Source organism: Williamsia muralis, assembly GCF_051487485.1.
In the GTDB taxonomy this organism is placed as follows: Bacteria; Actinomycetota; Actinomycetes; order Mycobacteriales; family Mycobacteriaceae; genus Williamsia; species Williamsia muralis_B.
Genome location: NZ_JAHVCV010000001.1, coordinates 588,709 through 614,370 on the forward strand (window position 1 = coordinate 588,709; position 25,662 = coordinate 614,370).

Genomic DNA, 25,662 nt, shown 5'->3' on the forward strand with positions numbered 1-25,662 from the left:
ACGGACGTACACTGCGACAGTGGCCCATATGCACTCTTTCGATGAGATCGTGCCAATCTGATGCGCATCGGCATCTACGTCTTCGACGGAATCACGTCGTTTCATCTGGCCACTCCTCAGATGGTGTTCGGCGAAGTGGCTCGGCTGGGCATCGACGCTGCATGGGAGACGTTTCTGTGGTCCGATTCGCCGGGGAGTATCAGAACGCTCGAGGGATACACGGTCGATCCGGTCGGCGGACCGGAACTCGCCGACGGGGCCGACATCATCGTTGTGCCGTCCTGGCCCGTTGACGCGCCGGTGATCGGTGATTCCCTGAAACAGAGTCTGATTCGTACCCATGATGCGGGCGCCATCATCGTCGGGTTGTGTCTCGGTGCTTTCGCCGTTGCCGATACCGGGATCCTGCACGGGCGCAGCGCCGTGACCCATTGGGAGGCGATGCCGCAACTCTCGCTCCGGCATCCGGACATCGTGCTGGACGATTCGGTCCTCTATGTCGACCACGGCGATGTGCTGACCTCAGCGGGCACCGCAGCCGCAATAGACGCGTGCCTACACCTCATCCGCAACCACATCGGCGCGGCAGTCGCCGCCCGCGTGGCGCGAAGTCTGGTCGTGGCTCCGCACCGGGAGGGTGGACAGGCCCAGTACATCGATCGGCCTGAGGCGCTTCCCCGGATCAACGGCGCCATCGCGGAAGTCCAGCATTGGGCACTCGAGCACCTCGATGAACCGCTCGGTGTGGATCGCCTGGCTGCACACGCCAGGATGAGCCGGCGCAGTTTCATCCGGAAGTTCACCCAAGACACCGGATCGAGTCCTGCCAGATGGGTTCTGCGACAACGCATCGGCGCTGCCCGGGCACTCCTCGAGAGCACCGACTGGGGGATGGATCAGATCGCCGACGCGTGCGGGTTCGGCAGCACCGTCACTTTCCGGCAGAACTTCGTCGCCATTCTGGCGACCAGCCCGACCAGCTATCGCCGCCAGTTCACGACGCAGAACACGTCCACCGGCGACCGTGTGCAGAACCGCCGGTGGGACACCCGGGAGCCGGTCAGCGCGCGGCGTTGATCGCGAACCGCTGATTGCGTGCCCGCAGTTCGGACTCGGTGGCCGGAACCATGAAGTCGCGGGCTTCGTGAACGCCTTCTTGCGCGGTGGCCACCCGCGGGCGCAGCAACTGCTCGTAGCGGGTGAACGCGATGTCGTGGGCGGCGCCGGCCTTTGTCATCTCCGACACCAGGGTGTGAGCACCGATCATCGCCAGTGAGGTGCCTCGTCCGGAAAAGAGTGATGCAGCGTGTGCGGCATCGCCGATCAGGACCACCCGCCCGCTCGACCACCGAGGCATGTGCACCTGGCTGACCGAATCGAAGTACAGCCTGTCGGCCTCGGCGACAGCCTGCAGCAAAAACGGGGACTCCCAACCCTGCTCGCCCTTCATCAGGTCGATCAGCACCCGCTTCTGGTCGCCGAGGTCACGGTTGTCGTAGTCGACCTCGGGGGTGCGAACCGCCATGAACCCGATTGTGCGCGAGCCGAAGTCGGTGATGCAGAACATGCGGCCGGGGGTGTTGTAGGTGACGCTCTCGCCCGGGGTTCCCGAACCCAGGGGAAGGTCGACAAAAGCGGTATAGGTGTCGAGGTGCCGGCGGAAGGTGGTCTCGGGTCCGAACACGGCTTCTCGGACCGTCGAATGGATACCGTCGGCACCGATGACGAAGTCGAAGGCGCCTGTGCGGCCGGATGCCAGCGCCACGTCGACGGCAGCACCGGTGTCGGTCACGTCCGCGATCGAGTCGTCGTAGACGAACTCGACATTCGGGCCGATGGCGCCGTGCAGGATGCCGATCAAGCTGTCTCTGGCGATCTCGACGTCGTCGGCCGAGTCGGTGGCGAACTCGTTGGGGAGCACGGCAATCGGGTGGCCCTGGTCGTCGACCCAGGTGGTGAAGGCCTCACGGCCGGACGTCGGAACTCTGCTGTCGCGGATGTCGCCGAGGATTCCCATCGCGTCAGCGACAGCGAGTGCGTCGCCACGGATGTCGATCGGTGACCCGGCAACCCGCAGTGCCGGTGCACGCTCGACCACTGTGACGTCGTGACCGGCCTTCTCGAGCCAGAATGCAACCGAGAGACCGGCGACGCTCGCTCCCGAAACCAATACAGCCATGGTCGCCTCCTTCAGATCTGAGCCCGCATCCGATCGTATGCAATTCGGCTACAATAGGATCCAATCTAGCATTGTGTGCGTGTTCTCGCACTCGATTGCGACGATGTTTTCCTCCCATCGAGAAAGAAGATCGACATGTCAGACATCGTGGTCACGCTCCGAGACGGCAGATCGGTGCCATGCATCGTAAATGGTTCTGGCGCAACACTGTTGCTGATCCATGGAGCCGAGAGTGATCGGACGCAGTTCGCCGACCTGATGACACGGCTCCCGGCCGGCCTGCAGGCAGTCGCCTACGATCAGCGCGACACCGGCGACCAGGTCAGCCCAGATGAGCACTACACGATGGACGCCATGGCAGACGACGCCGCCGAGGTGATCGAGGCACTGCAATGGTCGAAAGTGCACGTCCTCGGAACCTCGTACGGTGGCGTGGTCGCCCAGTTGCTGGCGATCCGGCATCCGGAGCGGGTCAGAACACTGTCGTTGGTGTCGACCACCGGTGCGTACTCATGGCTGGCCGGATTCGCGGAGAAGTCGAAGGAGATGTCGGCCGCCGCGAGGGCCCAGACCATGCTCGACGCCGCGGTCAGCCCAGACGCACGAGCGGCCGATCCATCGCTTGTGGACCGTATCCGGGCGGCCTTGGTGGACCGGACAGCTGAGCAGCACGCCCGGCGGATGAACGCATTGAAGGATCACGACTCTAGGCAGCAGCTTCACCGGATCGGTGTGCCCACTCTGGTCGTGCACGGCGCCGACGACCCGGTGATCCCGATCGCCGCAGGTCGGGAGCTGGCCGATCACATTCCTGGGTCCGCGTTCTGGGAGATCCCGAAGGCGCGGCACGCCACCGCGTTCGAGTACGGCGACGAGTTGTCCGGGAGGGTGGCGGCATTGGTCGAAGGCCGATGATCGAGCCGTGATCCGGGTTGGTCAAGCCACACAAAGGGGGTGCCTCCGAGCGGAGGCACCCCCTTCTGCGGTGGCTGATCTCAGTCGGTGAGGTGCTCCTCCAGGTCGTGGCCATGGCCACGGCGCCGGTAGATGACGGCCCCGTAGATCGCGCCGATGATGGGGATCGCCGGCATGGCGGCGACGATCCAGGAATCGCTGCCGGTGACGTCCTGGTAGTTGATCACGACGATGACCCCGATGGCGGTGAGCAACAGGCCGGAGATGGCAGGTGCAATCTTCGACGACCATGCGGTCTCTCCGTCGAGCCGACCACGCATCGAGGCGACGACAACACTGAGGGAACAACCGATCATCAGGCCGATGATCGACAGTGACGTGATGCCGGAGACCGCCGGGAAGAGATTGATGATGGGGTCGGACTTGGCGATGACAAACGGTACGAGAACGATCAGGGAGATGGCGATCTGAACGGCACACGACACCTGTGGCGTGCCGAAACGGGGATGGACGTCAGCGCATCGCTCCGGCAACAGCCGCGACCTGCCGAGCGCGAACATGTAGCGCGCGGCCATGTTGTGGAAAGCAACCGCTGCGGCCAGGAAGCTGAAAGCGACGAGCAGGCTGAGCATCTCATCGGACCATCCGCCGAGGTATTCGCTTGCGGTGGCGAAGATCAGGCTTCCCGGATCCTCGGCGGCCACGGTCTGGACGTCAGGAAATGCTGCCACGATCGACCACGTCGAACCCATGAAGACCAGAACAAGAAGCGCCAGAGCGCAGTACGTCGCGACCTTGATGCTGCGTCGAGGTGCGCGAGCCTCCTCGCCGTAGATTGCGGTGGCCTCGAAGCCTGCAAATGACAGCACGCAGAACACCAGCGACAGCGCGAGGTTGCCTTCGAACATCCGGTCCGGGGCGAACACGTTGAGGGAGAAACCCTCTGGGCGCTGGACGAGGATTGCAATGCCCAGCCAGATGATGATGCCGAACTGGGCGATGGAGACCAATGAGGTCACCTGTTTTGTGATCTCCACACCCACCAGTCCGAGGACTGCGGTGATCACCAGTGCGATTGCGCCGTAGACGTACCATGGCAGGTCGATGTCGGTCATCGTTCCCACTGCGATGTCGGCGAAATAGCCTGTGGCTGCGATCATTCCAGCGGCAGCGAGGTTGTAGGCGACCGTCGCCACGAATGCCGAACCGGCCCCGGACGCCTTGCCGAGACCGTAGCCGATGAACGCGTAGTAGGCGCCGGCGTTGATGACCCGCCGACTGAGCACCACGTAACCGGCCGTGAAGATGGCGAGCAGGATGCCGACCAGGACAAGCAGTCCGACAAGTCCTTCACCGACTCCGAAGGCCAGGCCGATCGAGAGGTTCGACGCCATTGCGGTCAGGGGGGCGGTCGCGGCGACGACCATGAACACCATGCCGGCTACGCCGATGGTGTTCTTCTTGAGTTGATGTGTTTCTACCGGGCTCGTGAGCTCGTCGTTGGGGACGGCCATCTCTTCTTCTCCTGGTGAGGGGTCTGTCTGTGGGGGAATCAGGGCGCACGGAATCGCGGTCGGGCATCGCCGCCCCGTGGTGGTGTCTTGCGGTGGCGCCGCTGGGCGCCGATGTTCAGATGGTGTAGGACTCAGCGATCGGCGGGTGTGGTGAACGACCCGCGATCGTTGTGCTGCCAAGGTAATTCGACCCCGCTGGGCGAGGTCTCGAGCAGTTCTACGACGTAGTGGGTGACGGTCTCGTCACCCAGATTGCGGATGCGGTGAGGATTGAGCGGCTTCGCCGATCCCACGGTCTTGTAGAGGACAAAGCCGGGCTCCGCGTGCTGCGTGATGCCCCATTCGTCGTCACCCAGTTCCTGCCCCTGGGCGTTGCCCGCTGCAGGCCAGATGACGACGTGATCATGGTGGTGCTGATGAAAATCGAACATCCCCCCGGGTTCGAGCGTCATCGACCACACGCGCACTCGATCGTTTTCGAAGATGAGGGTGTCACCGGGCGTCGGGGGAATGGCGGTGCCGGGACGGGTCGGGGTGTCGGCCATGTGAGTTGCTCCTAGCGGGTGGTGAAGTGCTGTATCCAGTGTTGCTGATCTGAACGCAGTTCGTAGTTGGATCCAAGAAATTGAAACAGGATGCAACGGCGACCTTGCCACTTCGCGAACAGCCCGTCAATAGGTGAGCCGGGTATCTACGCAGGTAGATGATGTTTCATCGACGTTACAGCGCTTGATTCGCGGTGTGCGATTGCCGGATGGATGTCGGAAGTTGCCTACGTAGCGAGCACGGTGACGGCCGAGTATGGCTACTATTCGGGTAGATAGGATCCAATAACAAGTGCCAGCGAGGTTGACGATGCCCTTCACGCCCCCGAGTGAGTTCCTCACCCGCCCAGACCTCAAGGGAACCTTCGGGATGTCGGCTTCGACGCACTGGCTGGCGTCGGGTGCGGCACAGTCGGTGCTGGAACGCGGTGGCAACGCCTTCGACGCAGCCGCGGCTGCCGCGTTTGTGTTGCACGTTGTCGAACCGCATCTGAACGGCCCGGGTGGCGACATGGTCGGCATCGTCTCCCCGGTGGGCCGAGCGCCGCAGGTGCTGATGGGCCAGGGCCCGGCGCCGGCCGCGGCCTCCATCGCTCACATGCGTCGACTCGGTCTGGACATGGTGCCGGCGTCTGGTGCACTCGCCGCCGCGGTGCCGGGTGCAGTGGATGCGTGGTTGTTGCTCCTCCGCGACCATGGCACCTGGGAGCTGAGCGACATCCTCGACTATGCGATCGGCTATGCCGACAACGGCCACTGCCTGTCAGGACGAGCGTGCGCGGTGATCGGCACCGTCGCCGACCTCTTCTTCGAACACTGGCCGACATCGGCAGCGCTGTGGATGCCCGACGGTCGCGTGCCACTCGCCGACCAATTGTTCAAGAATCCGGCGTATGCGGCGACTCTTCGACGGCTGATCGCCGCCGGCCGGGACCGACGTTCGCGATCGGAGCGGATAGATGCCGCGCGCACGGAGTGGGGGGCGGGGTCGATAGCGGCTGAGATCGATGCGTTTGTGCGACAACCGCATCGGCATTCATCCGGACGGGACCATCGAGGGGTACTGGCGCTCGCGGACATGGCGGAGTTCAGCGCCTGCTGGGAGCGTCCGGTGGCCTTCGACTTCCGTGGATCGACCATCCTGAAGTCCGATGCCTGGGGGCAGGGGCCGGTGTTGCTGCAGGCGCTGGCCATCCTCGACGAACTGCCCGAGGAGGATGTCGATCCGTCGACCGCGGTCGGTGCACACAATGTCCTCGAGGCGCTCAAGCTGGCCATGGCCGATCGAGAGGCGTACTACGGCGACGGCCTCGACAGGTCGCAGCTCGCGGTGTTGCTGTCACGGGAGTACGCCGCCGTCCGCCGCAAAGAGATTGCGTGGCATGCGTCCACCGAGTTCCGGCCCGGGGTGTGCGGCATCGATCCCTACGTGCCCCCGCTGGTGGAAGCGGCCGGCCAGGCGTCGGGCGGCGCGACCGGCGAACCGACCGTCACCATCACCGGCGAGACGCGCGGCGACACCTGCCACATCGATGTCATCGACCGGTGGGGCAACGCGATCTCTGCGACTCCCTCGGGCGGGTGGCTTCAGTCGTCGCCGACCATTCCGTCGTTGGGTTTTGCTCTGGGAACACGACTTCAGATGACGTGGCTCGACCCCGCCAGCCCATCTGCCCTTCGCCCAGGGAAGAGGCCGCGGACCACGCTGACCCCCACGATGGTGATGCGCGATGGATGGGCGGTTGCGGCGCTGGGCACGCCCGGTGGCGACCAGCAAGACCAATGGCAACTCAGTTACCTCCTGCGAACGCTCATCGGCGGCTACACACCTCAGCAGGCGATCGATGCCCCGACACTGCACACCACGTCGATGCCGGGCTCGTTCTGGCCACGTACCTGGGAGCCGGGAGGGGCAGTGGTCGAGGATCGGCTGGGGGAGAAAGTGATCGGAGAACTCGTCGCTCGTGGGCACCACATCACCCGCGCCGGTGATTGGGCACTGGGCCGGCTGAGTGTGGTCACCCGCGACCCGTCCTCCGGGGTCCTCGGGTCGGCTGCCAATCCCCGTGGGGCACAGGGTTATGCAGTCGGGCGATGATCGGCGCGGACGGTGGGATCTGTGACGGTCAGGGTGTGAAGGTCTCTTGTGATCGGCTGGTGATGAGTTCGCGAGCCCGGCGGGAGTGTTCGATCATCAGGTCCCGGGCAGCGTCGCCGTCGCGACGGTCGATGGCCTCGACGATGCGTGCGTGCGCGTCGGCGTTCTCGGCCAGCAAGCGTGGGTCGGCATCCAGAGCCGTCCATGTGAGATTGCGGGGGATCCGGTGATGCAGCGACGACACCGTCGCGGTGAGCTGAGTGTTCCCGCCCGCGTCCAGGATCGTGTCGTGAAAGGTGGAGTTGGCCTTGACCCAGCGCTTGCGGAGCTCTGCCGGGGTGGCCTCCCCGTCGAGAGCAGCCTGCACGACGGCACGGAAATCATCGACGGCCGTGTAGAGAACCTGCAGTTGAGAGTGGGTGATCAACCGGGCTGCCTCGTGGGCGGCGTGCCCCTCGAGCAACGCCCGGACCTCGAAGACCTCGGTCAACTCGCGCAACGACGGCTGACGGGGCCGGGCTCCGCGGTTGGGGACGATCTCGACGACGCCCAAGGCCTGCAGTTGGCCGAGCGCTTCGCGGATCGGCATCCGGCTCACGCCGAGTTCTCTGGCAAGCGACTCCTGGCGAATCCAGGTCCCGAAGTTGTACTCGCCGCGGCTGATTCGCTCCGCGATCGTGTCCACGAGCTGCTGGACCAGCGGCGAGGTGGCTCCGGCAGGCTCACCGCCGCCGTTCTGTGCCATCGATTTCCTTCCGCAGACGTCTCGAAGATTGGATCCAGATGAATGCTACTGACTCGGCCGGTGCGGTGTGGGCAATGGTACCCACGCCCTTCGAACCAGCTGGCGAACGCATCTGCGAGCAGTCCCTCCGGGCGCTGACCCGCGAGATGCTCGGACGAGGATGTACGGGATCGATCGTGCTGGGGGTCATCGCCGAACCGGCCTCGCTCTCGCTCGACGAGAAGATGACGGTGCTCGACGTCGTGATCAGCGCATCGGAAGGCGCTCCCGTCATCGCTACGGTCATGTCGCTGGATCCGGCGGTCGCGGCGGACGAGGTGACAGCGTTTGTGACAACGTTCGGGACGTCGCTGGCAGGAGTGATGATCCCCGTTCGATCACGCGACGCCGATGTCGTCAGACGTTCGATTGTTGATACCCACGGCCTCAGCAATCTGCCGGTGATGCTGCAAGATCTACCGTCGGCCACGGGTGTTCGCATCGACATCGACGACCTCGTCGGTTCACTCGCAGGTCTGGGATCGTCGTTGATGGCGGTCAAAGCCGAAGCGCCGCCGACATTCTCGAGAATACGCAGGCTTCGGGAAGACGTGGGCACCGTGGTCGTCTCCGGTAACGGTGGCATCGGCGTGGTCGACGACTTCCTGGCCGGAGCCCAGTGGGCTGCTGCCGGGATCTCGCGTCCCGAGGCGCTGGCGCAGGCAGTCAGGCGTATCGAGTCGGGCGACCTCGTGGGTGCACAGCGGATGATCGACTCCGTGGCCTCGCTGATCTCCTACGAGACCCAGCCGGGCACCAGCATCGCGATCCGCAAGGAGCACTGGCGACGGCAAGGTGTCATCGCCGACTCGGCTGTCAGGCGACCTACGATGTCGTACGACCCGGCATTCGACGTCCACAGTGAGCGAATGGGTTTCGCCGCCGGTTGAGCCACCGCCCGCTACCGAACTCCGCCCGCCCCTACCAGTTGGAGCACCCGATGACATCCCCGAAAGAACCGGCACTTCGCGATCGCGTCGAAAGGCGGGGCCTGGTCCTGATGTTGGTACTGACGTTTGTCACGGGAGTGGTCGACGCGGTCGGCTACCTGGGGCTGGACCGTGTGTTCGTGGGTAACATGACGGGAAACATCGTCATCCTCGGAATGGGTGTCGCCGGCGCCGACGACCTCCCCATCCTCGGACCCGCCATCGCCCTCGGCACCTTCGTGATCGGGGCCTTCGCCGCGGGAATGGTGTTGCGACGCAGACCGAAGGGCTGGACAACGGCCGTGACAGGTTGTCTTGCCGCAGGTTCGGTGATTCTCGCCGCCGCGGCGACAGCTGCCGCCCTCACCGACACCGAACACTCTGTGTCGGCTCAGATCTGCGTTGCCGCGGCAACGGCCGCCGCAATGGGCATCCAGGCGTGCGTGGCCCGCAAGGTTGCCATCGCCGACATGACAACGGTGGTGGTGACCTCCACCCTGACATCGCTGGCCGCCGAGACGTGGACTCGCGGTGGTCGAACCGCTCTGTGGAACCGCCGATTTGGTGCCATCGCAACGATTTTCGTCGGGGCTCTGATCGGCGCGCTGCTACTGGCGGTGAGCGCCGTGGGTGTCGCGCTGGCTGTCGCCGCGGGGTTGTCCGTCCTGGTGACCGTGATCGGGCACATTCAACTGCGAGCCTCGGCCTGAGTTCTGATCCGCTTTGCAACGGGTGGACTGCCGAGAGTCACTGCTCGTGAGGGTGCGGTGCGGGCGGTATCCGATAGCCCCGGAATGTGACCTGTTCACGTATGCGGAAACCGAGTCGTTCATAGAGTGAGACCGCAGCGGTATTCGATTTGATCACATGCAGGAACGGCCGATCACCGCGAGCCATGATGCCGGCGACAAGCGCGGTGACGAGCTGAGAAGCGTAGCCGCGTCCTTGAGCCCCGGGGGCGGTGCAGACTGCACTGATCTCAGTCCAACCCGGTGGCCGCAGCCGTTCGCCGGCCATTGCCACCAAAGCGCCGTTCTCACGAATTCCGATGTAGGTGCCCATGTCTGGGGTCTGCGAGAAGAAAGGACCCGGGCGGGTCAGCGCGACGAGGTCGAGCATGTCGGGCACGTCCTTCGAACCCAACTCGACCACGTCGACGCTTGTGCGCGCTCTAGGCTCGTCTTTCGCGTAGATCATCTGGAAGCCGTCGAGATCGAACACCGGCTCCCAATCTTTAGGCGGCGCGGCGGTGGAACTGAACATGTCGGCGAGCTCACCTGGGCCGAGTAGCTGTGCGAGATCGTCCCATCTGCGCGGGTCTTGCTCGCTGTCCACGGCCGCAAAGGTGGCGACGCCAGAAAGGTATGCGCTGGCCCGGCCGAACCTGCGGGCGAGATGGGCGTGACGATGTCGCAGTGATTCGCCGACTGGGTCCGCCAGCGGGCCGATGTCGCTCACCGGTGTGGAGCTGGTGCTCTTCTCAATGCCTGCCACCTCGCGAGTATGCACGACGCCCACCGTGGGGTTCAGTGCACACCGTGGCGCCGATCGCCGAGGATCCTGGTGGTCACCGCTGCCTCGATCTCCCGTGAGAACGACGCCGCCCTGGCCTTGACCGCTGCCTGCGCATCGCTGGAGATGAGGTCGAAGTTGATGGCGGCCGCGGCCTTCATCCCACCGGCGGCCGACGACCCAACCGTTGCCGAGAGGTCGGTGACATTGCCTGCAGCCCAGACACCTTCGATGTCGGTGCGACCCATCTCGTCGGTCGCCACGTAGAGGCCACCGGACATGTGGTCGGACAGCTTGCCGCCGAGCAGCTCGTAGACGTCGGCTCGTGCGACCATCCGCGGCATGACCGTGACGGCCTCGACATCAAAACGTCGTCCGCCGGCGACCTCCACTCCGCGCAACGTGCCTTCTTCGATGACAAGCTGCGTGACTTTCCCCTGCACCACAGACACATTCAGGGCCGCGAGCTGCAACCATTCGCTCTCGCTCGGCTCGGGCATCTCGTGCAAGAACAAGGTGACGTTGTCGCTGAGCTGTCGGAACAACATCGTCTGGTGCACGCTCATGGCTCCGGTGCCGAGCACCCCGAGCTTGCGTCCGCGCACTTCCCAGCCGTGGCAGTACGGGCAGTGCAGCACACTCGATCCCCACAGCTCGGCCACGCCGGGAATGTCGGGGAGTTCGTCGATGAGGCCCGTGGCCAGAAGGAGCCGGCGGCAGTTGACGGTGTGGCCGTCGGTGAAGTCGACCTCGAAACCGTCGGAGTCACGTCGGACCGCCGCCACGCTGCCGCTCTTGATCTGCGCACCGTAGTGCTCAGCTTCGCCTCGTCCCTTGGCCAGCAGCTCGAGTGGTGAGATGCCCTCGTTGCCGAGCAGATTGTGTGCCCCGTCGGCCTTGGCGTTGCGCGGTTCGCCGCCGTCGATGACCAGGACCGTGCGAAGGGACCGCGCCAGCGTCGTCGCTGCGCCCAGCCCAGCCGGTCCGCCGCCGATGACGACCACGTCGTAGAAGTTGTCAGTCGAGTTCATGAATCCTCCTTGAGGTGCTCATCGCCTATCAACGGGCACGGTTTCAGGGTGACTCAGGGTTTGGGGATTCGGCAAGTAATTTTGCTGGTTTGGCAATTTGTGACTGTTTTGTTCGTAGGCGGGGCTTGTGTCGCCACCGCGGGCGCGCCTTCAAAGAAGCTCAGGAAACCGGCCGATGCTCGGTCTGTAGGCCGAGATTCTGCCGGTATCGCGAGCGGAGCTCGATGGCCCGGTCATGAAACTCGTGTGCGCTCGGTCTGTAGGCCGAGCTTCTGCCAGTACCGCGAGCGCTCTCGGCGGCCCGCTCGCGAAACTCGCTCTCGCGTCGTCTGCAGGCCGAGCTTCTGCCGGTACGGCGAGCGCTCTCGGCGGCCAGCTCGGGAAACTTGGCGATGCGTTATCTGCAGACCGAGCGTTGGCCGGTATCGCGAGCGGAGCTCGCGGCTCGGTAGCGAAACTCGTGTGCGCTCGGTCTGCAGGCCGAGCTTCTGCCAGTACCGCGAGCGAAGCTCGAGGCCCGCTCGCGAAACTCGCTTCCGCGCGGTCTGCAGACCGAGCGTCGACCAGTACCCCACCCCCAACGACAAAAGGCGACGCGGTGAACACCGCGTCGCCTCTGTCTTGTCGTGCTGGTTACTTGATTTTGGGGGAGTCCGCCGCAGCGATCTCGACTTCGGCTGTGGCCTGGATCAGCGCCAGCAGTTCTTTGTCGAGGCCGGGTGCAAACTCTTCCTTGCGTTCCGGCGCGATGGTCATGGGGAAGCCCTCGGGCATCACGGCTGTCGACAGTTCGGTTCCGTCGTTCGACGGCGACGCGCCGCGGTAGAGCTTGGCGGCTTCGCTCTGGTCGTCAGCGCTGAAGGTGTACTGGATGCTCTGCAAACCCTTGTCGAGGAGCTTCTTGACCTCCGGGAACGATTCCGCGTTCGTCTTGGGGATCGGCAGCACCTTGCCCCAGTTCACGCCGAGACTTTCCAGCGCCTTGGCGAAAGCGTTCTCGTGGGCCTGATCGCGCACGATCAGATAAGAAATCGTCGAACGCGCCGCTTTGTTGTCGGTCATCTCGTAGATCCGGCATTTCTGCAGTCGACCGGTCGACTCCAACATCAGGTTGTACAGCAGGTCGAGGACCAGGTTTCCGCTGTTGTAGACGTACGACCCCAACCACGGGTTGCCTGCGGCGTCCACCGGAAGCGCACCCTGTGCGCCCACCAGGTAATGGTGGATATTGCTGGTGTCGAGAGCGATCTTCAGCGGCGTCGCGCCCTTGGCGCCGGGCTTGTCGACGGGGTCGGTCTTCTTGCCGTTGTACTCGGGCGAACCGTCCAGAAGACGAGAAATGGTGGTTCCGATCAGCTCTACGTGGCTGATCTCCTCGGTCCCCACACCTTGGAGCAGGTCTTTGTACGCCTTGGACGACGCATCGCCGCGGAAGTTCATGGACTGGAAGAGGTACTGCATCATCGTGCGCATCTCGCCGAACTGACCACCCAGACCCTCTTGCAGCGCGTTCGCGGCTGCGGGATCGGGCTCGTCGATGGCGATTTCATTGATCAACTGCTGTGTGTGCAAGTACACGATTTCTCCTCAAGATTATTTCGGTGAAACGACCGGAAAACATAGACAGAATGCATTTGTTCACCGACTCAAAGCGGGCGGCAACGGCGTCTTTGTATTCGCCCACCGCATTCGGAGCAACCGGTCAGTCCTCTAGTACCCACGTAATTTCAGATCAAACCGACGTGTCCGTATTAGGGATGTCAAGCGTTCAACCGCGGGTCGTACGTGGGGTCCGGATACATTGCGGGGGAGCCGTTCTCAATTGCGTCGAGGCGCAATTCGAAGTGCCACGGCTCGTTCCGATAGATTTGGCACAATCCATACCGTGCACCGTGTGTGGACAGCCACGCCGCGGCCCGCGCGGGGGTCCGATGTCGATGGCGTCTCCGGAGACATGCGCCGACCTCTCCGGCGTGGCGACCCACCGTGCTGCCTTCGCGCGCGAGCCGGACTTCGAGACCGCGTCCCGAAGGAGCTGCGCCTGATAGGCCGGAGAACGCCAACCGCTGTTGACCCGGAAGTCGATGCCCTCGGCTGCCGCGTCGACGGCCGCTCTGCGAACAGCAAGGAGGAGTGCGCGGTGGACGTTGGCCACACCCGGGAGGTGGTCGTCGAACACGGAGGTGCCTGGGGGCAGGACTCCGTCATCCTCGGACAGGACGCGGTGGCCGGTCGTCGCGCTGGTAAGTGCCGGTGCGGTGCGGGTCATGCTCCCAGTGAAGAAACTGCCGTGTTGCCAGCGTGTATGTACTTTTCGGTATGCCCACGATATGCGCCGGCTCGTAGCATCAACGGATGCGTGTTTTGGTGGTCGAGGACGAACCGTTGATGGCAGAGGCCATCCGGGATGGGCTGCGCCTGGAGGCGATTGCCGCCGATACTGCCGGCGATGGCGACACCGCTCTCGAGTTGTTGAGCATCAACTCCTATGACATCGCTGTGCTCGACCGCGACATCCCCGGGCCGTCCGGCGATGAGATCGCCGAGAGCATCGTCGCTTCCGGCAGCGGGATGCCGATCTTGATGCTGACGGCGGCTGACCGGCTCGACGACAAGACAACCGGGTTCGAACTGGGCGCCGACGACTACCTCACCAAGCCGTTCGAATTGAAGGAGCTCGTGCTCCGGCTCCGAGCGCTCGACCGCAGGAGGACACGTAACAGGCCACCCGTACGGGAGATCGCCGGGTTGCGCGTGGACGCATTCCGCCGTGAGGTCTACCGCGACGGCCGATATGTGGCGTTGACCCGCAAGCAATTTGCTGTGCTCGAAGTGCTCGTGACCGCTGAAGGAGGTGTGGTCAGCGCCGAAGAACTTCTGGAGCGGGCATGGGACGAGAATGCCGACCCCTTCACCAATGCCGTGCGGATCACGGTCTCGGGACTACGGAAGCGGCTTGGTGAACCCTGGCTCGTCGCCACCGTGCCAGGAGTCGGATATCGGATAGACACGGCGGCCGGCACGGACGACGTAGGAGAAGGACGTGGATAGGAAGCCCGGGTTGAGTGTCCGACTCAAACTCACTCTCAGCTATGCCGGGTTCCTCATGCTGGCGGGAGTTCTGCTGCTCGGTGCAGTGCGGGTGTTCCTGCTGCGCTACGTACCGGAGGTGACCGATGTGAATCCGGGCGGCATGCCGAGGATGCCGGGGTCCGGCCCCGACCGCTCCGACCTGGAGGACGCTTTCATACCCAAGGCGGCCGCCGCGATGGCGTTCCTGCTCGTGTTCGGCCTCGTGGGAGGCTGGATCCTCGCCGGACACATGTTGGCACCGCTGACGCGGATCACCACCGCCACCCGACTGACCGCGGGTGGGTCACTGTCCCACCGGGTTGCCCTCGAGGGCCGCAACGATGAGTTCCGCGAACTCGCCGACAGCTTCGACGCAATGCTCGCCCGACTCGAAGCACACGTCGCGGAACAGCAACGGTTCGCCGCCAACGCTTCTCATGAGCTGCGCACTCCGCTGGCGATCACACAGACCCTTCTCGATGTGGCACGCAGCGACCCGAACCGTGACACCGCAGAACTGATCGACCGCCTCTATTTTGTCAACTCGAGGGCGATAGATCTCACCGAAGCGCTTCTTCTGCTCAGCCGTGCCGACCAGCGCGTGTTCAGCCGGGACCACGTCGACTTGTCCCTCATCGCCGAGGAAGCCGTCGAAACCCTTCTCCCCCTTGCAGAAGAACGTGGACTGACCATCGAGACCGTCGGCGACATCGCTACCACCACCGGTTCACACGCACTTCTGCTCCAGATGGTGACCAACCTGGTTCACAACGCGATCGTTCACAACCTGTCCGATGCGGGCACGGTGTGGGTCAGCACGAGTGTCGGGCCCGACGCGGTTGTGCTCACGGTGGACAACACCGGCGACAAGCTCACCGCCCAAGCGGTTTCCACGATCACCGAGCCATTCCAGCGGGGCACCGCCCGTGTTCGGGACGGCCACGCGGGGGTCGGCCTCGGTCTGGCCATCGTCAAGAGCATCGCCCATGCACACGACGGAACGCTGACCCTGACGCCGCGGCCGGCCGGAGGCCTGCGCGTCATTGTCCGATTGCCCGCGGCAGGTGAGCGCGTCACCAAGTGAGGTGCTCCTTTCACATCGTCGAGGTGCGTCGGTCGGCGACGATATGCAGCACATGGCGGGCGAGCACCACGTCGGCATCTGGTACGCCTGATGCCGATGCCTGGTCCGACATCGCCTTGAGTCGGACGGGATTCGTGAGCACCGGGATCAACGTGGTCTCGATCCAGGTCGCGTCGAGGCGCGCGTCTTTGACCTCTATCGCGCCGCCGGCCGACACAACCGGCGCTGCGTTCAACCGCTGCTCGCCCCCGCGCAACGGCAGCGGTCCGTACGCTGCTGGTAGGCCGACGGCGCCCAACTCTGCGCATGTCATGGCGCCTGAACGGCAGATCACGAAATCAGCCGCAGCATAGGCATATTGCATGTCATCGACATACGGAACAACGACATAGGGTGCGCCCTCGGAGTCGCCACCGGGAATATCGACCCGACGCTGAGGTCCTGTGATGTGCAGTACCTGCACACCGTGTGCCCGGAGTGAGGGGGCCGCACCGGAGATCGCCGCATTGATGGTGTCGGCACCTTGGGATCCGCCGGTCACCATCAGGACCGGCAGGTCGGTTCGCAGGCCGAATCGGCGACGGGCCGTGTCGCGCAGACTGAGACGATCGAGTTGAGATATGGCCGGACGCAGCGGTATTCCGATGACCTTGGCGTGTGGTAGGCGAACACCGGGCGCGGCGGTGAACACATGTGTCGTGAGGCGGGCGCCCAACCGGTTGGCCGTGCCGGGCTGGGCGTTCGCCTCGTGCACAACGATCGCGAGACCACGCATGCGTGCGGCCAGGTATGCCGGGGCGGAGACGTATCCGCCGAAACCCACAAGAACCTCCGCGTGGACCCTGTCGAGGACCGCTCCCGTAGACCGTACCGACGCGCACAGCCTTGCCGGCAGGTTCAGCAGCGCGCGGTTCACTCGGCGGGGTAGCGGAACCGGCGGGATGAGTTCTAGCGGGTATCCGCGTGACGGGATCAGGGTTGTGTCGAGTCCGCGAGTTGTACCGAGCGACGTGATGTCGGCAGTGGGTTCCAGGCGGCGGAGCGCGTCGGCGAAGTTCAACATCGGCTCGATGTGACCGGCTGAATGTCCGCCGGCCACAACAACATGCGGTCTGGGCACCGAGCCGTTCGTCACGTGATGGGGAAGTCGAAGTAGGTGTCGGGGTAGGGCTCGTCCCTCAGTGTGTAATGCCACCACTCACTGTCGTACGAGGCGAAGTCGCACGCCTCCATGAGGGCGCGCAAACACTCGCGATTCCTGGCCGCGGCGGCTGTGGTCCCGGGCGCGCCATGATGCGAGATGGGATCCATCAGGTCATGCCCGCCACCCATGGCAGCCAGTTCGCCGGTGTCCAGGTGGTACAGCGTCAGGTCGGTGGTGCTACCGCGGCTGTGGCCCGATTTGTAGGCCACATAACCGTTTTCGAACATCTCGGTTCTGCTGATGTTGGGGTGGTACCGCGATTTCGTCTCCGCGTCATCCGGCTGCTGTGCCCAGCGGACGAAGCAGTCGACGGCGCACTGAGGGCGGTAGCCGTCCCAGAGCAGCAGGCCGAACCCGAGGGATGCGGCCTTGTCCCTCACCTGCTCGAGGGCCGAGCACAGGGCTCGCGTGCCGACTATCCGATTGGCGAGGTACCCGTCCACGGGCTTGCCGGTGAAGTTGTCCCACGTTGCGTATTTGGCGTCCCAACGTATGCCGGACACGAACTCATCGACGTAGACGAAATCGGCGTTCATGAGAGCGCACCGGCCATCGTTGTGGAGACCATGTGGTCGATCACGTCGGACAACGGCATGCCGGCAGCGGCCATCATTCTCGGGTAGCGGCTGTATGAGGTCAGGCCGGGCAGGGTGTTGACCTCGTTGAGGATCACCTGACCACCATCGGTGAGGAACATGTCGACGCGGGACAGCCCCCGGCAGCCCAAGGCGCAGTAGATGGACTTCGCTGTCTCTTGCACACGTGCTCGCGACTCGGCGGATATGTTCGCGGGAACGGTGACCGTCGAGTTTTCCGACCTACTTTCCGGATTCGCCTCTTGGTGTATTCGAAAGAAGCCGTCCGACAACGTGATCTGGTCGACCTCACCGACGATCACGTCGGCGCCGGTACCCAGCATGGCGCAGCCGACCTCGCTGCCGAGAACTGCCTCCTCGATGAGAGTCTTCGAATCATATTGGCGTGCAGCGTCAATGGCATCGGCGAGTTCGGCTGGACGTCGCACTTTGGTGACGCCGAACGACGACCCGGAGCGCGCCGGTTTGACGAAGACAGGGTAGGGGAGTTGATCGGCGTCGACGTCTTCCCCCGCACCGACAACCCAGAAGTTCGGCGTGGCGATTCCCGCGCTTCTCGCGACCGTGTACGCGAGTGATTTGTCCATACAGAGGGCTGAGCTCTGGATGTCGCAGCCAAGGTAGGGAATACCGGATAGTTCGAGCAGTCCTTGGATGGCCCCGTCCTCGCCGAGCGTGCCGTGCAGAACGGGAAGCACCAAATCCAGACCCACGATCTCGTAGCGTCCGTTGTTCAGGACCAGCAACCCGTGGACGCCTCGGTCGGGCGACAGCAGCGCCGGTCGGGAATCGCGGGTCTCCCAAGCATGCTCAGGGCTATCGCACAGTCGCCAGGCGCCACTTCTGGTGATGCCGATGTAGAAGGGCTCATAATTTGCCAGGTCCATGTGCTTGGCCACCTCCTGCGCGGACTTGACGGAGACGGGGTGTTCCTCGGAACATCCGCCGAAGATGATTCCGATCCGCAACCTAGGCACGATGTTCCCTCTCGAATCTCAAGCAGTTGACGATGGAGTTCTCGACCGTGTCGCGCAGCGCGTGGTCGGTGTAGTAGGCGGTGTGCGGGCTGACTATCACGTTCGGCATCCTCTGCAGACGCGATAGCATGGTGCGCCCGAGCGATCGAGTTCTGCAGTCCGCGTAGAAGATCCCCTCCTCACCCTCCACCACATCGAGGGCCGCGCCACCGAGGTCGCCCCTCTCCAGCGCACCAACGAGCGCCTCGGTGTCGATGAGCGAACCGCGGCCGGTGTTCACGATGTACGCGCCGCGCTTCATCCGGCCGATTCGTTCGCGATCGAGGAGGTGGTGTGTTCCCGCGTCGAGCGGTGTGTGCAGGGTGATGATGTCGCTCTGCTGCACCAGTTCGTCGAGGTCGACGTAATCGAAGCCAACCGTGGGCCGGGTGTCGTAGGCCAGGATGCGGCTACCGAAGCCTCGCAGTCGATTCATGACGGCGCTGCCGATGCGGCCGGTGCCGATCACCCCCACGGTCATGTCGCGCAGTTCTCGACCGCGAACCTCACTCAATCGGTAGTCGCTGACGTCTGTGCGTCTGATGACCGACTTCGCATCCCGCACGGACATCAACATCAGCATCACGGCGTAGTCCGCGACGCTGTCGGGGGAGTAGCTGACATTACCGACCGAGATGCCTAGTCGCCGAGCGTATTCGACGTCCAGATGGTTGTAACCGATGCTCCGGGTGGAGATGTACTCCACACCGGCCTGGCTGAGTGTCACCAAGGTGGGGTTCGACACCGGTGTCTTGTGCCCGATGCTGATGCAGCGAGTCCCCTCTGCCAGTGCTGCGTTGGAGGTGGAAACCGTTGCTGCCGTGACGGTCATGGCCACACCCAGCTCGAGCGCCATCTCTTCGAAGAGGCGTGCTTCGTCGTGCTCACAGCCGTACACCGTGATTTCGACGCACGGCGCAGCCTTCGTAGACGAACCCACCGGCGTCGGCCGGCGGACCGCTTGTTCTACTGATTTGCTGTAGGGCATGCCCACAGTCAAGACAGGCGGGTGTTGCCAGAGCGTATGAGGAAATCGATACGCCGACGATATGTGCGCGTGTCGGCCGCAGCCGCGGCATCAGCCCGGCAGCTGCGAAACAGGCGATATTGCCTAAGTCAGAGACTGACCTGCAGGTCGGCCAGACGGCCGGCACGTGCGAGGACGTCCAGTCGGGCGATGCGGTCCGAGTGGAATGTGATGAGGTACACCGCCTGGACGACGCCGTCTGCCACGTAGGCCGCAGCCGGAACGCCGTCGACGTAGACCAATCTGGTCAGTTCGGCACGGCCGGCGAACACTCGTGCCACGGCGTCCCCACCGCGAACGCTCTTGGTGAGCAGCGGGGCACCGAACTCTGCGCCGTCGGCAGCGAGGTCGACGGCGGCATCGTCGCTTCGGAGTTCGATGTCCGGGTCGAGCAGTTGCAGGAGGTCTCCGAACTCTCCGCTGCGTGCGGCCGAGAGGAACGCGTCGATGGCTGTTTCCTGGCGGTCGCGCAGACTGTCGAGATCCAGCGCTCTGAGGCGGGCTCGTGCGCGCGACGCGAGTTGGCGGGCATTGGTGGGGGTGCGTTCGACGATGGGCGCGATGTCGTCGTAGGTCAGCGCGAAAACGTCGTGGAGTACCAGCGCGAGCCGCTCGAGTGGGCCGAGTGTGTCGAGAACCGCCTGCATGGCCACCGCTAGCTCCTCGGACCGCATTGCGCTGCCCGCAGGATCACCGGTGACCGGCGCGTGGTCGGAGGTCTCGTTGTCCCAGGCGTGTTCATTGTCGAGGTCTTCGCGCCACGCCACCCGCTGCCGGATCATGTCGATGCACACCCGGGAGATGACGGTCGTGAGCCAGGCCCCGAGATTGTCGATGGCAGTCACGTCGCTGCGCTGCAGCCGCAGCCAGGCTTCCTGCACCGCGTCGTCGGCGCTCCAGGGCGAACCCAGTGTCCGGTAGGCGATGGCATACAGCTTGGGCCGATGGACGACGAACTGCTCGGCCACGGCATCGAGGGTGTGCTGAGACTGATCAGGCACCACGGGGCTCCTTTTGCCGGCTGCGTGTCACGTTTTGTTCGGCTCGCTCGACTGGGAGGTGAGACAGGTGCTGATGCCTGCTCGGTACCGCCAGGATCACCTCGCTGAAGGAGCCACCGTGACCATACTTCCCTCACCGATCACCGAAGAGTTGCGATCAAACATCCGTGGGCGTGTCTGGGTCCCCACCGATTCCGGATTCGATGACGTTCGACGCCCATGGAACCTGGCCGTCGACCAGGACGTCTCCGCCGTTGTCGAAGCGGCGGATGCCGCTGATGTCGTTGCCCTTGTGCGACTTGCGAGTTCGAGGAAGCTGTCGATCGCCACCCAGCCGAGCGGTCACGGCGCGACCGGCCGCACAGCGGGATCCATCCTGCTCCGAACCGGCCATCTGAACTCGATCGACATCGACCCGACCACCATGATTGCCCGAATCGGTGCCGGTGTGCGCTCAGGCGACCTGCAACGAGCGGCCGCGGCGCACGGCCTCACCGCTCTGCCCGGTAGTTCACCCGTGGTGACCGTGACGGGCGCGGCGCTCGGAGGCGGACTGAGCTGGTTCGGTCGGTCGTTCGGCTGGATGGCCGACAGCGTGCGCGCCTTCGACGTGGTGGAGGCCGACGGCAACGCGCGCCGTGTCACGCCGTCCGCAGACCCTGACCTGTTCTGGGCGCTGCGGGGGGGTGGAGGCGATCTCGCGATCGTCACGGCCCTGGAGCTGCAACTGCATCCCGCGCCACGGGTATTCGGCGGACGCCAACTCTGGCCTGCGACCCACGCCCGCCAGGTCGCCGAGGTCTACCGCGAGATGACAGAGAAGGCGCCGGATGCGCTGAGTCTGTGGCTGGAGCTGCTGAGCTTTCCCGGTGCGGACCCGTTGATCGCGATTGATTCCACCTTCTTGGGTGACGAGGCCACCGCGCGCAGTCTGATGAGCCAGACGGATGATCTGCCGGCACCTCTGTCGGACACCCGCGCAGTGATGAGCGCGGCAAACCTGGGGTCGATCACGGCGGAACCGACCGATCCGGGTCCCGGACGGTCACGTGCCGAACTCCTCATGGCGCTCGACGACAACGCGCTCGATGCCCTGCTCGCTGAACCGATTGCTCCACTCATGAGCGTGCAGGTCCGGCATCTCGGGGGAGCGTTGGCACAACCGAGCGACAGTCCGCACGGACCACTGGTGGAGCCGTACGCCGTCTACATGTTCGGCGTTCCCGCAACCGCTGAGGTCTCGGAATCCATAGCGAACAAGCAAGCGGCTGTGGCGAACTCGCTGCCCATCAGCGGACGCAAACCGGTCACATTTCTCAACCCGTCCGAAGACCTGACCGACGCTCTTCCGGCCGCATCGATCGAGCGCCTCAGGCTACTGAAGACGCAGCGCGATCCCGAGCGGGTCATCCGGGGGAACTTCAGCGTGCTCGACTCGGTGACCGCCGGTGAATGACCACTGCAGCAGCGAAATGTCTCTCAGGGTGCGTGTCAAACCCATTGTCAGGCACTGCGATCCGCGGCCATGTCACCGGTTCCGGGAGTTCCATCGGCGAGTTCATAGCGCAGATAGACGGTGCCGCGAGGCCCCGCTGCCGGTGGTTCGACGAGGGTGAGATTGGTGGGAACGGCACCGCCGTCGAAGATCTTCTTCCCGACTCCGAGCATGATGGGGTGCAGCCACAGATCGATCCGGTCGAAGAGTCTGTCGCGCAACAGGGTCTGTACCAGGTTCAGGCTTCCGACGACCTTGATGTTCTCGTGCCGCTCACGGATCTCGTTCACCGCATCGGACAGATTCGGCCCGAGTTGAGAAGAGCCTGCCCACGAGAGGTCCGGCTTGCCGCGTGAGGCGACGTACTTGGGGATGCGGTTGAACAACGTGGCGATCTCGTTGTCGGGGCCTTCCTCCTGATGAGGCCAATGTGCAGCGAAGATGTCGTAGGTCCGTCGGCCGAGAAGAAGGGCGTCGGTGCCCTCGTAAGCAGCGCCGACCTGTCCCCCTGCGACCTCGTCGAACAGTGGCGCCTGCCAGCCACCGAACGGGAACCCGATCGGGTCCTCGTCGGGTCCGCCGGGGGCCTGCCCGACGAGGTCGAGGGTTGCGAACAATTCCAGGTATATCTTGCCCATGGTGTACTCCCGATGAAGTGATCTGGCCGACGAAGGGTAGACACTGCAACTCGTCCGAACTCATCGGCGACGATCCCGGGACGTCAGTACAGGGTCTGGTAGGCGACCTCGATGTCCTCGTCGATGCGGTGCGCGGTGGCCTCATCGCGATGCAACTGAGCGGCCATGATCTCGCCGGTGGTCGGTACCTCTCCCGGTGACGCAAGACTCGCGGGGTCCCACAACTTGGATCGCAGAATGGCCCTGCCACAGTGCAGATATGCCTCGTCGACCTCGACGATGAGAGCGAGTTCGGGGGTTTTGTCTCTGGCCGCGAGTTGAGGCAGGACGTCGGGATCCTCGGTCAGGTAGCCATTCCCGTTGATACGCAGGGTCTCGCGATGTCCGGGCACAAGAAAGATGAGACCGATGCCGGGGCGCGACAAGATGTTCTCGAACGAATCGATCCGCTTGTTGCCGATGCGGTCGGGGATGGCGATGGTGGTGTCGTCGAGAACCTTCACAAATCCTGGCTGGTCGCCGCGTGGAGAGCAGTCGGCGGATCCGTCGCTGTTGGAGGTGGCCATGCACAGGAACGGCGAACGCGCGATGAACCGGCGGAAGTTGGGGTCGATGGTGCGCTGCACTTTTGTCACCGCCAGGCCGGCGGGCTCACCGATCAACTCCCTGACCCGGTCATGCGACATACGGCTCGGACGTCCTGTGGCGGCGGACCCATCTGATGTCGATGTCATGGCAGAAACGCCCTTTCGATAATCGGATTGATCCATGTCGAGGATCAGCCTGTCTGGATCAGTTCGGGCGGAACCTCTTTGCCGTCTGCGATGGCCGCGAAGAACGCCGTGGTGTTGTCGCCCCAGGCAAGTGAGTCACCGTCATCGGTGAAGACCGACCCACCGTTGGGAGTGGTCACCGTGACCGGGTCGCTGCGCAGCGCCCACGCGAGCCGTGCGAGATGCCATATGTGGTCGCCGTTGTCGACCGTCAGTGAGCTCACGGTCCCGTTCACCAAGGGCCAAAAGCGGAATGGGTTCAGGATCGTCGAGGCGCTGGTTGCCTTTTTCATCAGCGCTGCCATGAACTTTCGCTGGTTCACCACACGCTCGAGGTCGGCGTTCGCGAATGCGCGGGTGCGGACGAACCCCAGGGCCTCGCGGCCGTTGAGTGTCTGGCAACCGGCCTTGAGATCGATACCGGCGAGCGGGTCGTTGATCGGGGCGTCGAGACACATCTCGATACCGCCAACTGCGTCCACCATCTTGTCGAATCCGCCGAAGCCGATCTCCGCATAGTGGTCGATCCGCAGACCTGTGTTGGTCTCGATGGTCTGTACCAACAACTTCGGGCCGCCCAGGTTGAAGGCAGCGTTCACCTTGTGTGAACCCTGACCGGGGATGTCGACATAGAGGTCACGGGGGATGGAGACGATCATCGGCTTACCGCCGGAGCCGAAATGGACCAGCATGATCGTGTCTGTGCGAGAGCCCTCGCTGTCACCTGTCGAGAGGGCCTGACGCTCGGCCTCACTGAGGTCGGCGCGGGAATCAGAGCCGACCAGCAGCCAGTTGGTGCCGGCGCTGCTCGCGACCCGACCCTCGTAGTTGGACAGGGCGTCGACGCGATTGAGTTTGGTGTCGAAGTAGACGAGCAGGCCGACGGTGCCCAGCACCATCACCAGCAGCAGGACCAGGGCGGTGCGCACGATCGGCAGCCGTCTGCGGCGGCGGGGCGGTGGTGGCGGGACCGCACGGTCGGGACGACGATGCCCCGGATCGCGCGGAGGTTGCCGTGGCCGGTTGTAGGCGACCACCGGGGGTGGTCCCTGAGCAGGTCGTGACGTTCGGGTCTCGGGGGCGCCGGACTCCGACCACGCGCGGGCGGGCTGATAGTTGTCCTGCGGGCGTTGGGGTGGTGGACCCTGAGGCGACCGCGGTGGTCCGGCGGGAGGTGGGGCCTGACGCGGCGGACCCTGCCCTGGGACACGTCCGCGGAATGGGTCCTGCTGTGGTGGGCGCCCGGGAACCGGCCCAGGCCTTCCGCTGGGTTGGCCATCACCGGGGCCCGGGACCATCCGCCGCGTAGGCCCACCGGGCTGAGGCGGTTGTCCCTGACGGGGACGTCCCGCGCCGCCTGGGCGGCGGATGAACGGCTCGTCCTGGTCAGTCATTGCACAGACTCTACTGAAGAACGCAGAGCAGAACGCGACTCAATTCGCTTCCAGCCACCCGAGGTGGTCCTTCAACAGCGCGTACCCGACAAAGGCGACGGTATCGATGAGCGCATGCCCGATGACCAGCGGCCACACTCGATTGGTCCGCTGGAATATGCGGCCGTAGACGAGGCCCATGACGACGTTGCCGACTCCACCGCCGACACCTTGGTAGAGGTGATAGCTACCGCGCAGCACGGCAGAGAAAAGAAGGCTGCGGTTCTCGCTCCATCCGAGTTGTCGCAGCCGGGTGATGATGTAGGCCACCACGAGGAACTCTTCGGCGGCCGCGTTGCCGATCGCCGCGAACACCAACATCGGCAATCTCCAGAATGTCTCGTCGAGATTCGACGGGAGAACCTGGACGTTGAGGTCCAAAGCCCTTGCGACAACGTAGAGACCCAGGCCGGGTATCCCGATCAGTGCGGCCAGCCCGATCCCCAGTGGCAGATCGAACCGCGCCTTGATGCGCGGAAAACCGATGCGTGCCAAGGGAACCCCGGCACGCCAGATCAGATACACCGCCAGTGCGGCGATACCGAACAGTTTGCAGGCATCGAGCAGTTGGTAGAAGAAGTCGATGAGACCGAGATCGGATGCGCTGTTGTTCAGTGCGACGGCACTGCCGCCCACCCCGCGCTCGGACATGGCGGTCTCGATGATCGAGACCAGAGATTTTGCTCCCGACAACCCGAAGGTGAGGACGAGGACGATCGTGATCTCGATACCGATCGCGCGTCTCTGACGGGGATCGGTGATCACCTCCGGCTGCGCCGGTCGTGTCGGCTGTAGCCACGGGCGCAGGTTCACCCG

General features: G+C 64.3%; 25 protein-coding genes. 8 read left to right on the forward strand and 17 right to left on the reverse strand.

Annotation, left to right across the window (positions count from 1 at the left end):
* Positions 1-60: 60 nt before the first annotated feature.
* A complete protein-coding gene (locus KXR83_RS02925; protein ID WP_437423508.1) occupies positions 61-1,077 on the forward strand; it encodes a GlxA family transcriptional regulator in 1,017 nt (338 codons plus the stop codon).
* Here KXR83_RS02925 and KXR83_RS02930 read toward each other — a convergent pair.
* The gene (locus KXR83_RS02930; RefSeq protein WP_437423509.1) at positions 1,061-2,179 is read right to left on the reverse strand and encodes an FAD-dependent monooxygenase; all 1,119 of its coding nucleotides are present in this window, start codon (positions 2,177-2,179) and stop codon (positions 1,061-1,063) included. The genes KXR83_RS02925 and KXR83_RS02930 overlap by 17 nt on opposite strands.
* Before the next feature lie 135 nt (positions 2,180-2,314).
* Between KXR83_RS02930 and KXR83_RS02935 the strand changes: the two genes are divergently transcribed.
* Positions 2,315-3,094 carry an alpha/beta fold hydrolase gene (locus KXR83_RS02935; RefSeq protein WP_437423510.1) on the forward strand — a complete coding sequence of 260 codons (780 nt, stop codon included), beginning with the start codon at positions 2,315-2,317 and terminating at the stop codon, positions 3,092-3,094.
* Positions 3,095-3,174: 80 nt separating this feature from the next.
* On the opposite strand, the gene KXR83_RS02940 is transcribed toward KXR83_RS02935, so the two are convergent.
* Positions 3,175-4,608, reverse strand: coding sequence for an APC family permease (locus tag KXR83_RS02940; RefSeq protein ID WP_317712710.1), 1,434 nt, complete (start codon positions 4,606-4,608; stop codon positions 3,175-3,177).
* Between the two features lie 131 nt (positions 4,609-4,739).
* Positions 4,740-5,153 (reverse strand): hypothetical protein, encoded by a 414-nt coding sequence (locus KXR83_RS02945; protein WP_437423511.1) that lies wholly within the window; start codon positions 5,151-5,153, stop codon positions 4,740-4,742.
* A gap of 310 nt (positions 5,154-5,463) precedes the next feature.
* Here KXR83_RS02945 and KXR83_RS02950 point away from each other — a divergent pair, with 310 nt between their 5' ends.
* Entirely contained in the window at positions 5,464-7,251 is a 1,788-nt protein-coding gene (locus KXR83_RS02950; protein ID WP_437423512.1) for a gamma-glutamyltransferase family protein, read from the forward strand.
* Positions 7,252-7,279: 28 nt separating this feature from the next.
* Here the strand turns inward: KXR83_RS02950 and KXR83_RS02955 are convergent, their stop codons facing one another.
* Positions 7,280-7,996: a GntR family transcriptional regulator gene (locus KXR83_RS02955; protein WP_437423513.1), complete on the reverse strand. Its 717-nt coding sequence runs from the start codon at positions 7,994-7,996 to the stop codon at positions 7,280-7,282.
* A 38-nt stretch (positions 7,997-8,034) separates the two neighbouring features.
* Between KXR83_RS02955 and KXR83_RS02960 the strand changes: the two genes are divergently transcribed.
* Both KXR83_RS02960 and KXR83_RS02965 read left to right on the forward strand, forming a co-directional pair.
* The gene (locus KXR83_RS02960) at positions 8,035-8,925 is read left to right on the forward strand and encodes a dihydrodipicolinate synthase family protein (RefSeq protein WP_437423514.1); all 891 of its coding nucleotides are present in this window, start codon (positions 8,035-8,037) and stop codon (positions 8,923-8,925) included.
* A gap of 50 nt (positions 8,926-8,975) precedes the next feature.
* Positions 8,976-9,674: a YoaK family protein gene (locus KXR83_RS02965; RefSeq protein WP_437423515.1), complete on the forward strand. Its 699-nt coding sequence runs from the start codon at positions 8,976-8,978 to the stop codon at positions 9,672-9,674.
* Between the two features lie 37 nt (positions 9,675-9,711).
* Here the strand turns inward: KXR83_RS02965 and KXR83_RS02970 are convergent, their stop codons facing one another.
* The 4 genes from KXR83_RS02970 to KXR83_RS02985 all read right to left on the reverse strand — a co-directional run bounded on the left by KXR83_RS02970 (position 9,712) and on the right by KXR83_RS02985 (position 13,776).
* Positions 9,712-10,458, reverse strand: coding sequence for a GNAT family N-acetyltransferase (locus KXR83_RS02970; protein WP_437423516.1), 747 nt, complete (start codon positions 10,456-10,458; stop codon positions 9,712-9,714).
* Positions 10,459-10,490: 32 nt separating this feature from the next.
* A complete protein-coding gene (locus KXR83_RS02975; protein WP_437423517.1) occupies positions 10,491-11,507 on the reverse strand; it encodes an NAD(P)/FAD-dependent oxidoreductase in 1,017 nt (338 codons plus the stop codon).
* Positions 11,508-12,140: 633 nt separating this feature from the next.
* Positions 12,141-13,085, reverse strand: coding sequence for a manganese catalase family protein (locus KXR83_RS02980; protein ID WP_437423518.1), 945 nt, complete (start codon positions 13,083-13,085; stop codon positions 12,141-12,143).
* A 190-nt stretch (positions 13,086-13,275) separates the two neighbouring features.
* Entirely contained in the window at positions 13,276-13,776 is a 501-nt protein-coding gene (locus tag KXR83_RS02985; RefSeq protein ID WP_437423519.1) for a D-alanyl-D-alanine carboxypeptidase family protein, read from the reverse strand.
* Between the two features lie 86 nt (positions 13,777-13,862).
* Between KXR83_RS02985 and KXR83_RS02990 the strand changes: the two genes are divergently transcribed.
* Together KXR83_RS02990 and KXR83_RS02995 are read left to right on the forward strand one after the other, a co-directional pair.
* Positions 13,863-14,558: a response regulator transcription factor gene (locus tag KXR83_RS02990; protein WP_437423520.1), complete on the forward strand. Its 696-nt coding sequence runs from the start codon at positions 13,863-13,865 to the stop codon at positions 14,556-14,558.
* The gene (locus KXR83_RS02995; RefSeq protein WP_437423521.1) at positions 14,551-15,663 is read left to right on the forward strand and encodes a sensor histidine kinase; all 1,113 of its coding nucleotides are present in this window, start codon (positions 14,551-14,553) and stop codon (positions 15,661-15,663) included. The genes KXR83_RS02990 and KXR83_RS02995 overlap by 8 nt, the downstream gene beginning before the upstream one ends.
* 10 nt (positions 15,664-15,673) lie before the next feature.
* On the opposite strand, the gene KXR83_RS03000 is transcribed toward KXR83_RS02995, so the two are convergent.
* The 5 genes from KXR83_RS03000 to KXR83_RS03020 form a co-directional block, all read right to left on the reverse strand.
* Entirely contained in the window at positions 15,674-16,783 is a 1,110-nt protein-coding gene (locus tag KXR83_RS03000; RefSeq protein ID WP_437423522.1) for a UDP-N-acetylglucosamine--N-acetylmuramyl-(pentapeptide) pyrophosphoryl-undecaprenol N-acetylglucosamine transferase, read from the reverse strand.
* An 11-nt stretch (positions 16,784-16,794) separates the two neighbouring features.
* Positions 16,795-17,403: a D-Ala-D-Ala dipeptidase VanX gene (gene vanX, locus KXR83_RS03005; RefSeq protein WP_437423523.1), complete on the reverse strand. Its 609-nt coding sequence runs from the start codon at positions 17,401-17,403 to the stop codon at positions 16,795-16,797.
* Positions 17,400-18,440 carry a D-alanine--(R)-lactate ligase gene (gene vanA, locus KXR83_RS03010; RefSeq protein WP_437423524.1) on the reverse strand — a complete coding sequence of 347 codons (1,041 nt, stop codon included), beginning with the start codon at positions 18,438-18,440 and terminating at the stop codon, positions 17,400-17,402. Before vanA ends, vanX begins: the two co-directional genes overlap by 4 nt.
* Positions 18,433-19,467, reverse strand: coding sequence for a D-isomer specific 2-hydroxyacid dehydrogenase family protein (locus KXR83_RS03015; RefSeq protein WP_437423525.1), 1,035 nt, complete (start codon positions 19,465-19,467; stop codon positions 18,433-18,435). Before KXR83_RS03015 ends, vanA begins: the two co-directional genes overlap by 8 nt.
* A gap of 128 nt (positions 19,468-19,595) precedes the next feature.
* Complete coding sequence (locus KXR83_RS03020; RefSeq protein ID WP_437423526.1) at positions 19,596-20,507, reverse strand: sigma-70 family RNA polymerase sigma factor; 912 nt, start codon at positions 20,505-20,507, stop codon at positions 19,596-19,598.
* A 118-nt stretch (positions 20,508-20,625) separates the two neighbouring features.
* Between KXR83_RS03020 and KXR83_RS03025 the strand changes: the two genes are divergently transcribed.
* Entirely contained in the window at positions 20,626-21,963 is a 1,338-nt protein-coding gene (locus tag KXR83_RS03025) for an FAD-binding oxidoreductase (protein WP_437423527.1), read from the forward strand.
* Positions 21,964-22,010: 47 nt separating this feature from the next.
* Here KXR83_RS03025 and KXR83_RS03030 read toward each other — a convergent pair whose 3' ends face one another.
* The 4 genes from KXR83_RS03030 to KXR83_RS03045 form a co-directional block, all read right to left on the reverse strand.
* Positions 22,011-22,640, reverse strand: a complete 630-nt coding sequence (locus KXR83_RS03030) for a dihydrofolate reductase family protein (RefSeq protein ID WP_437423528.1) — start codon at positions 22,638-22,640, stop codon at positions 22,011-22,013.
* A gap of 83 nt (positions 22,641-22,723) precedes the next feature.
* A complete protein-coding gene (locus KXR83_RS03035) occupies positions 22,724-23,374 on the reverse strand; it encodes an MSMEG_1061 family FMN-dependent PPOX-type flavoprotein (RefSeq protein ID WP_437423529.1) in 651 nt (216 codons plus the stop codon).
* Between the two features lie 44 nt (positions 23,375-23,418).
* On the reverse strand, positions 23,419-24,807 hold the full coding sequence (locus KXR83_RS03040) for an LCP family protein (RefSeq protein ID WP_437423530.1): 1,389 nt from the start codon (positions 24,805-24,807) through the stop codon (positions 23,419-23,421).
* Between the two features lie 39 nt (positions 24,808-24,846).
* On the reverse strand, positions 24,847-25,659 hold the full coding sequence (locus KXR83_RS03045; RefSeq protein ID WP_437423531.1) for a CPBP family intramembrane glutamic endopeptidase: 813 nt from the start codon (positions 25,657-25,659) through the stop codon (positions 24,847-24,849).
* Positions 25,660-25,662 lie beyond the last annotated feature (3 nt).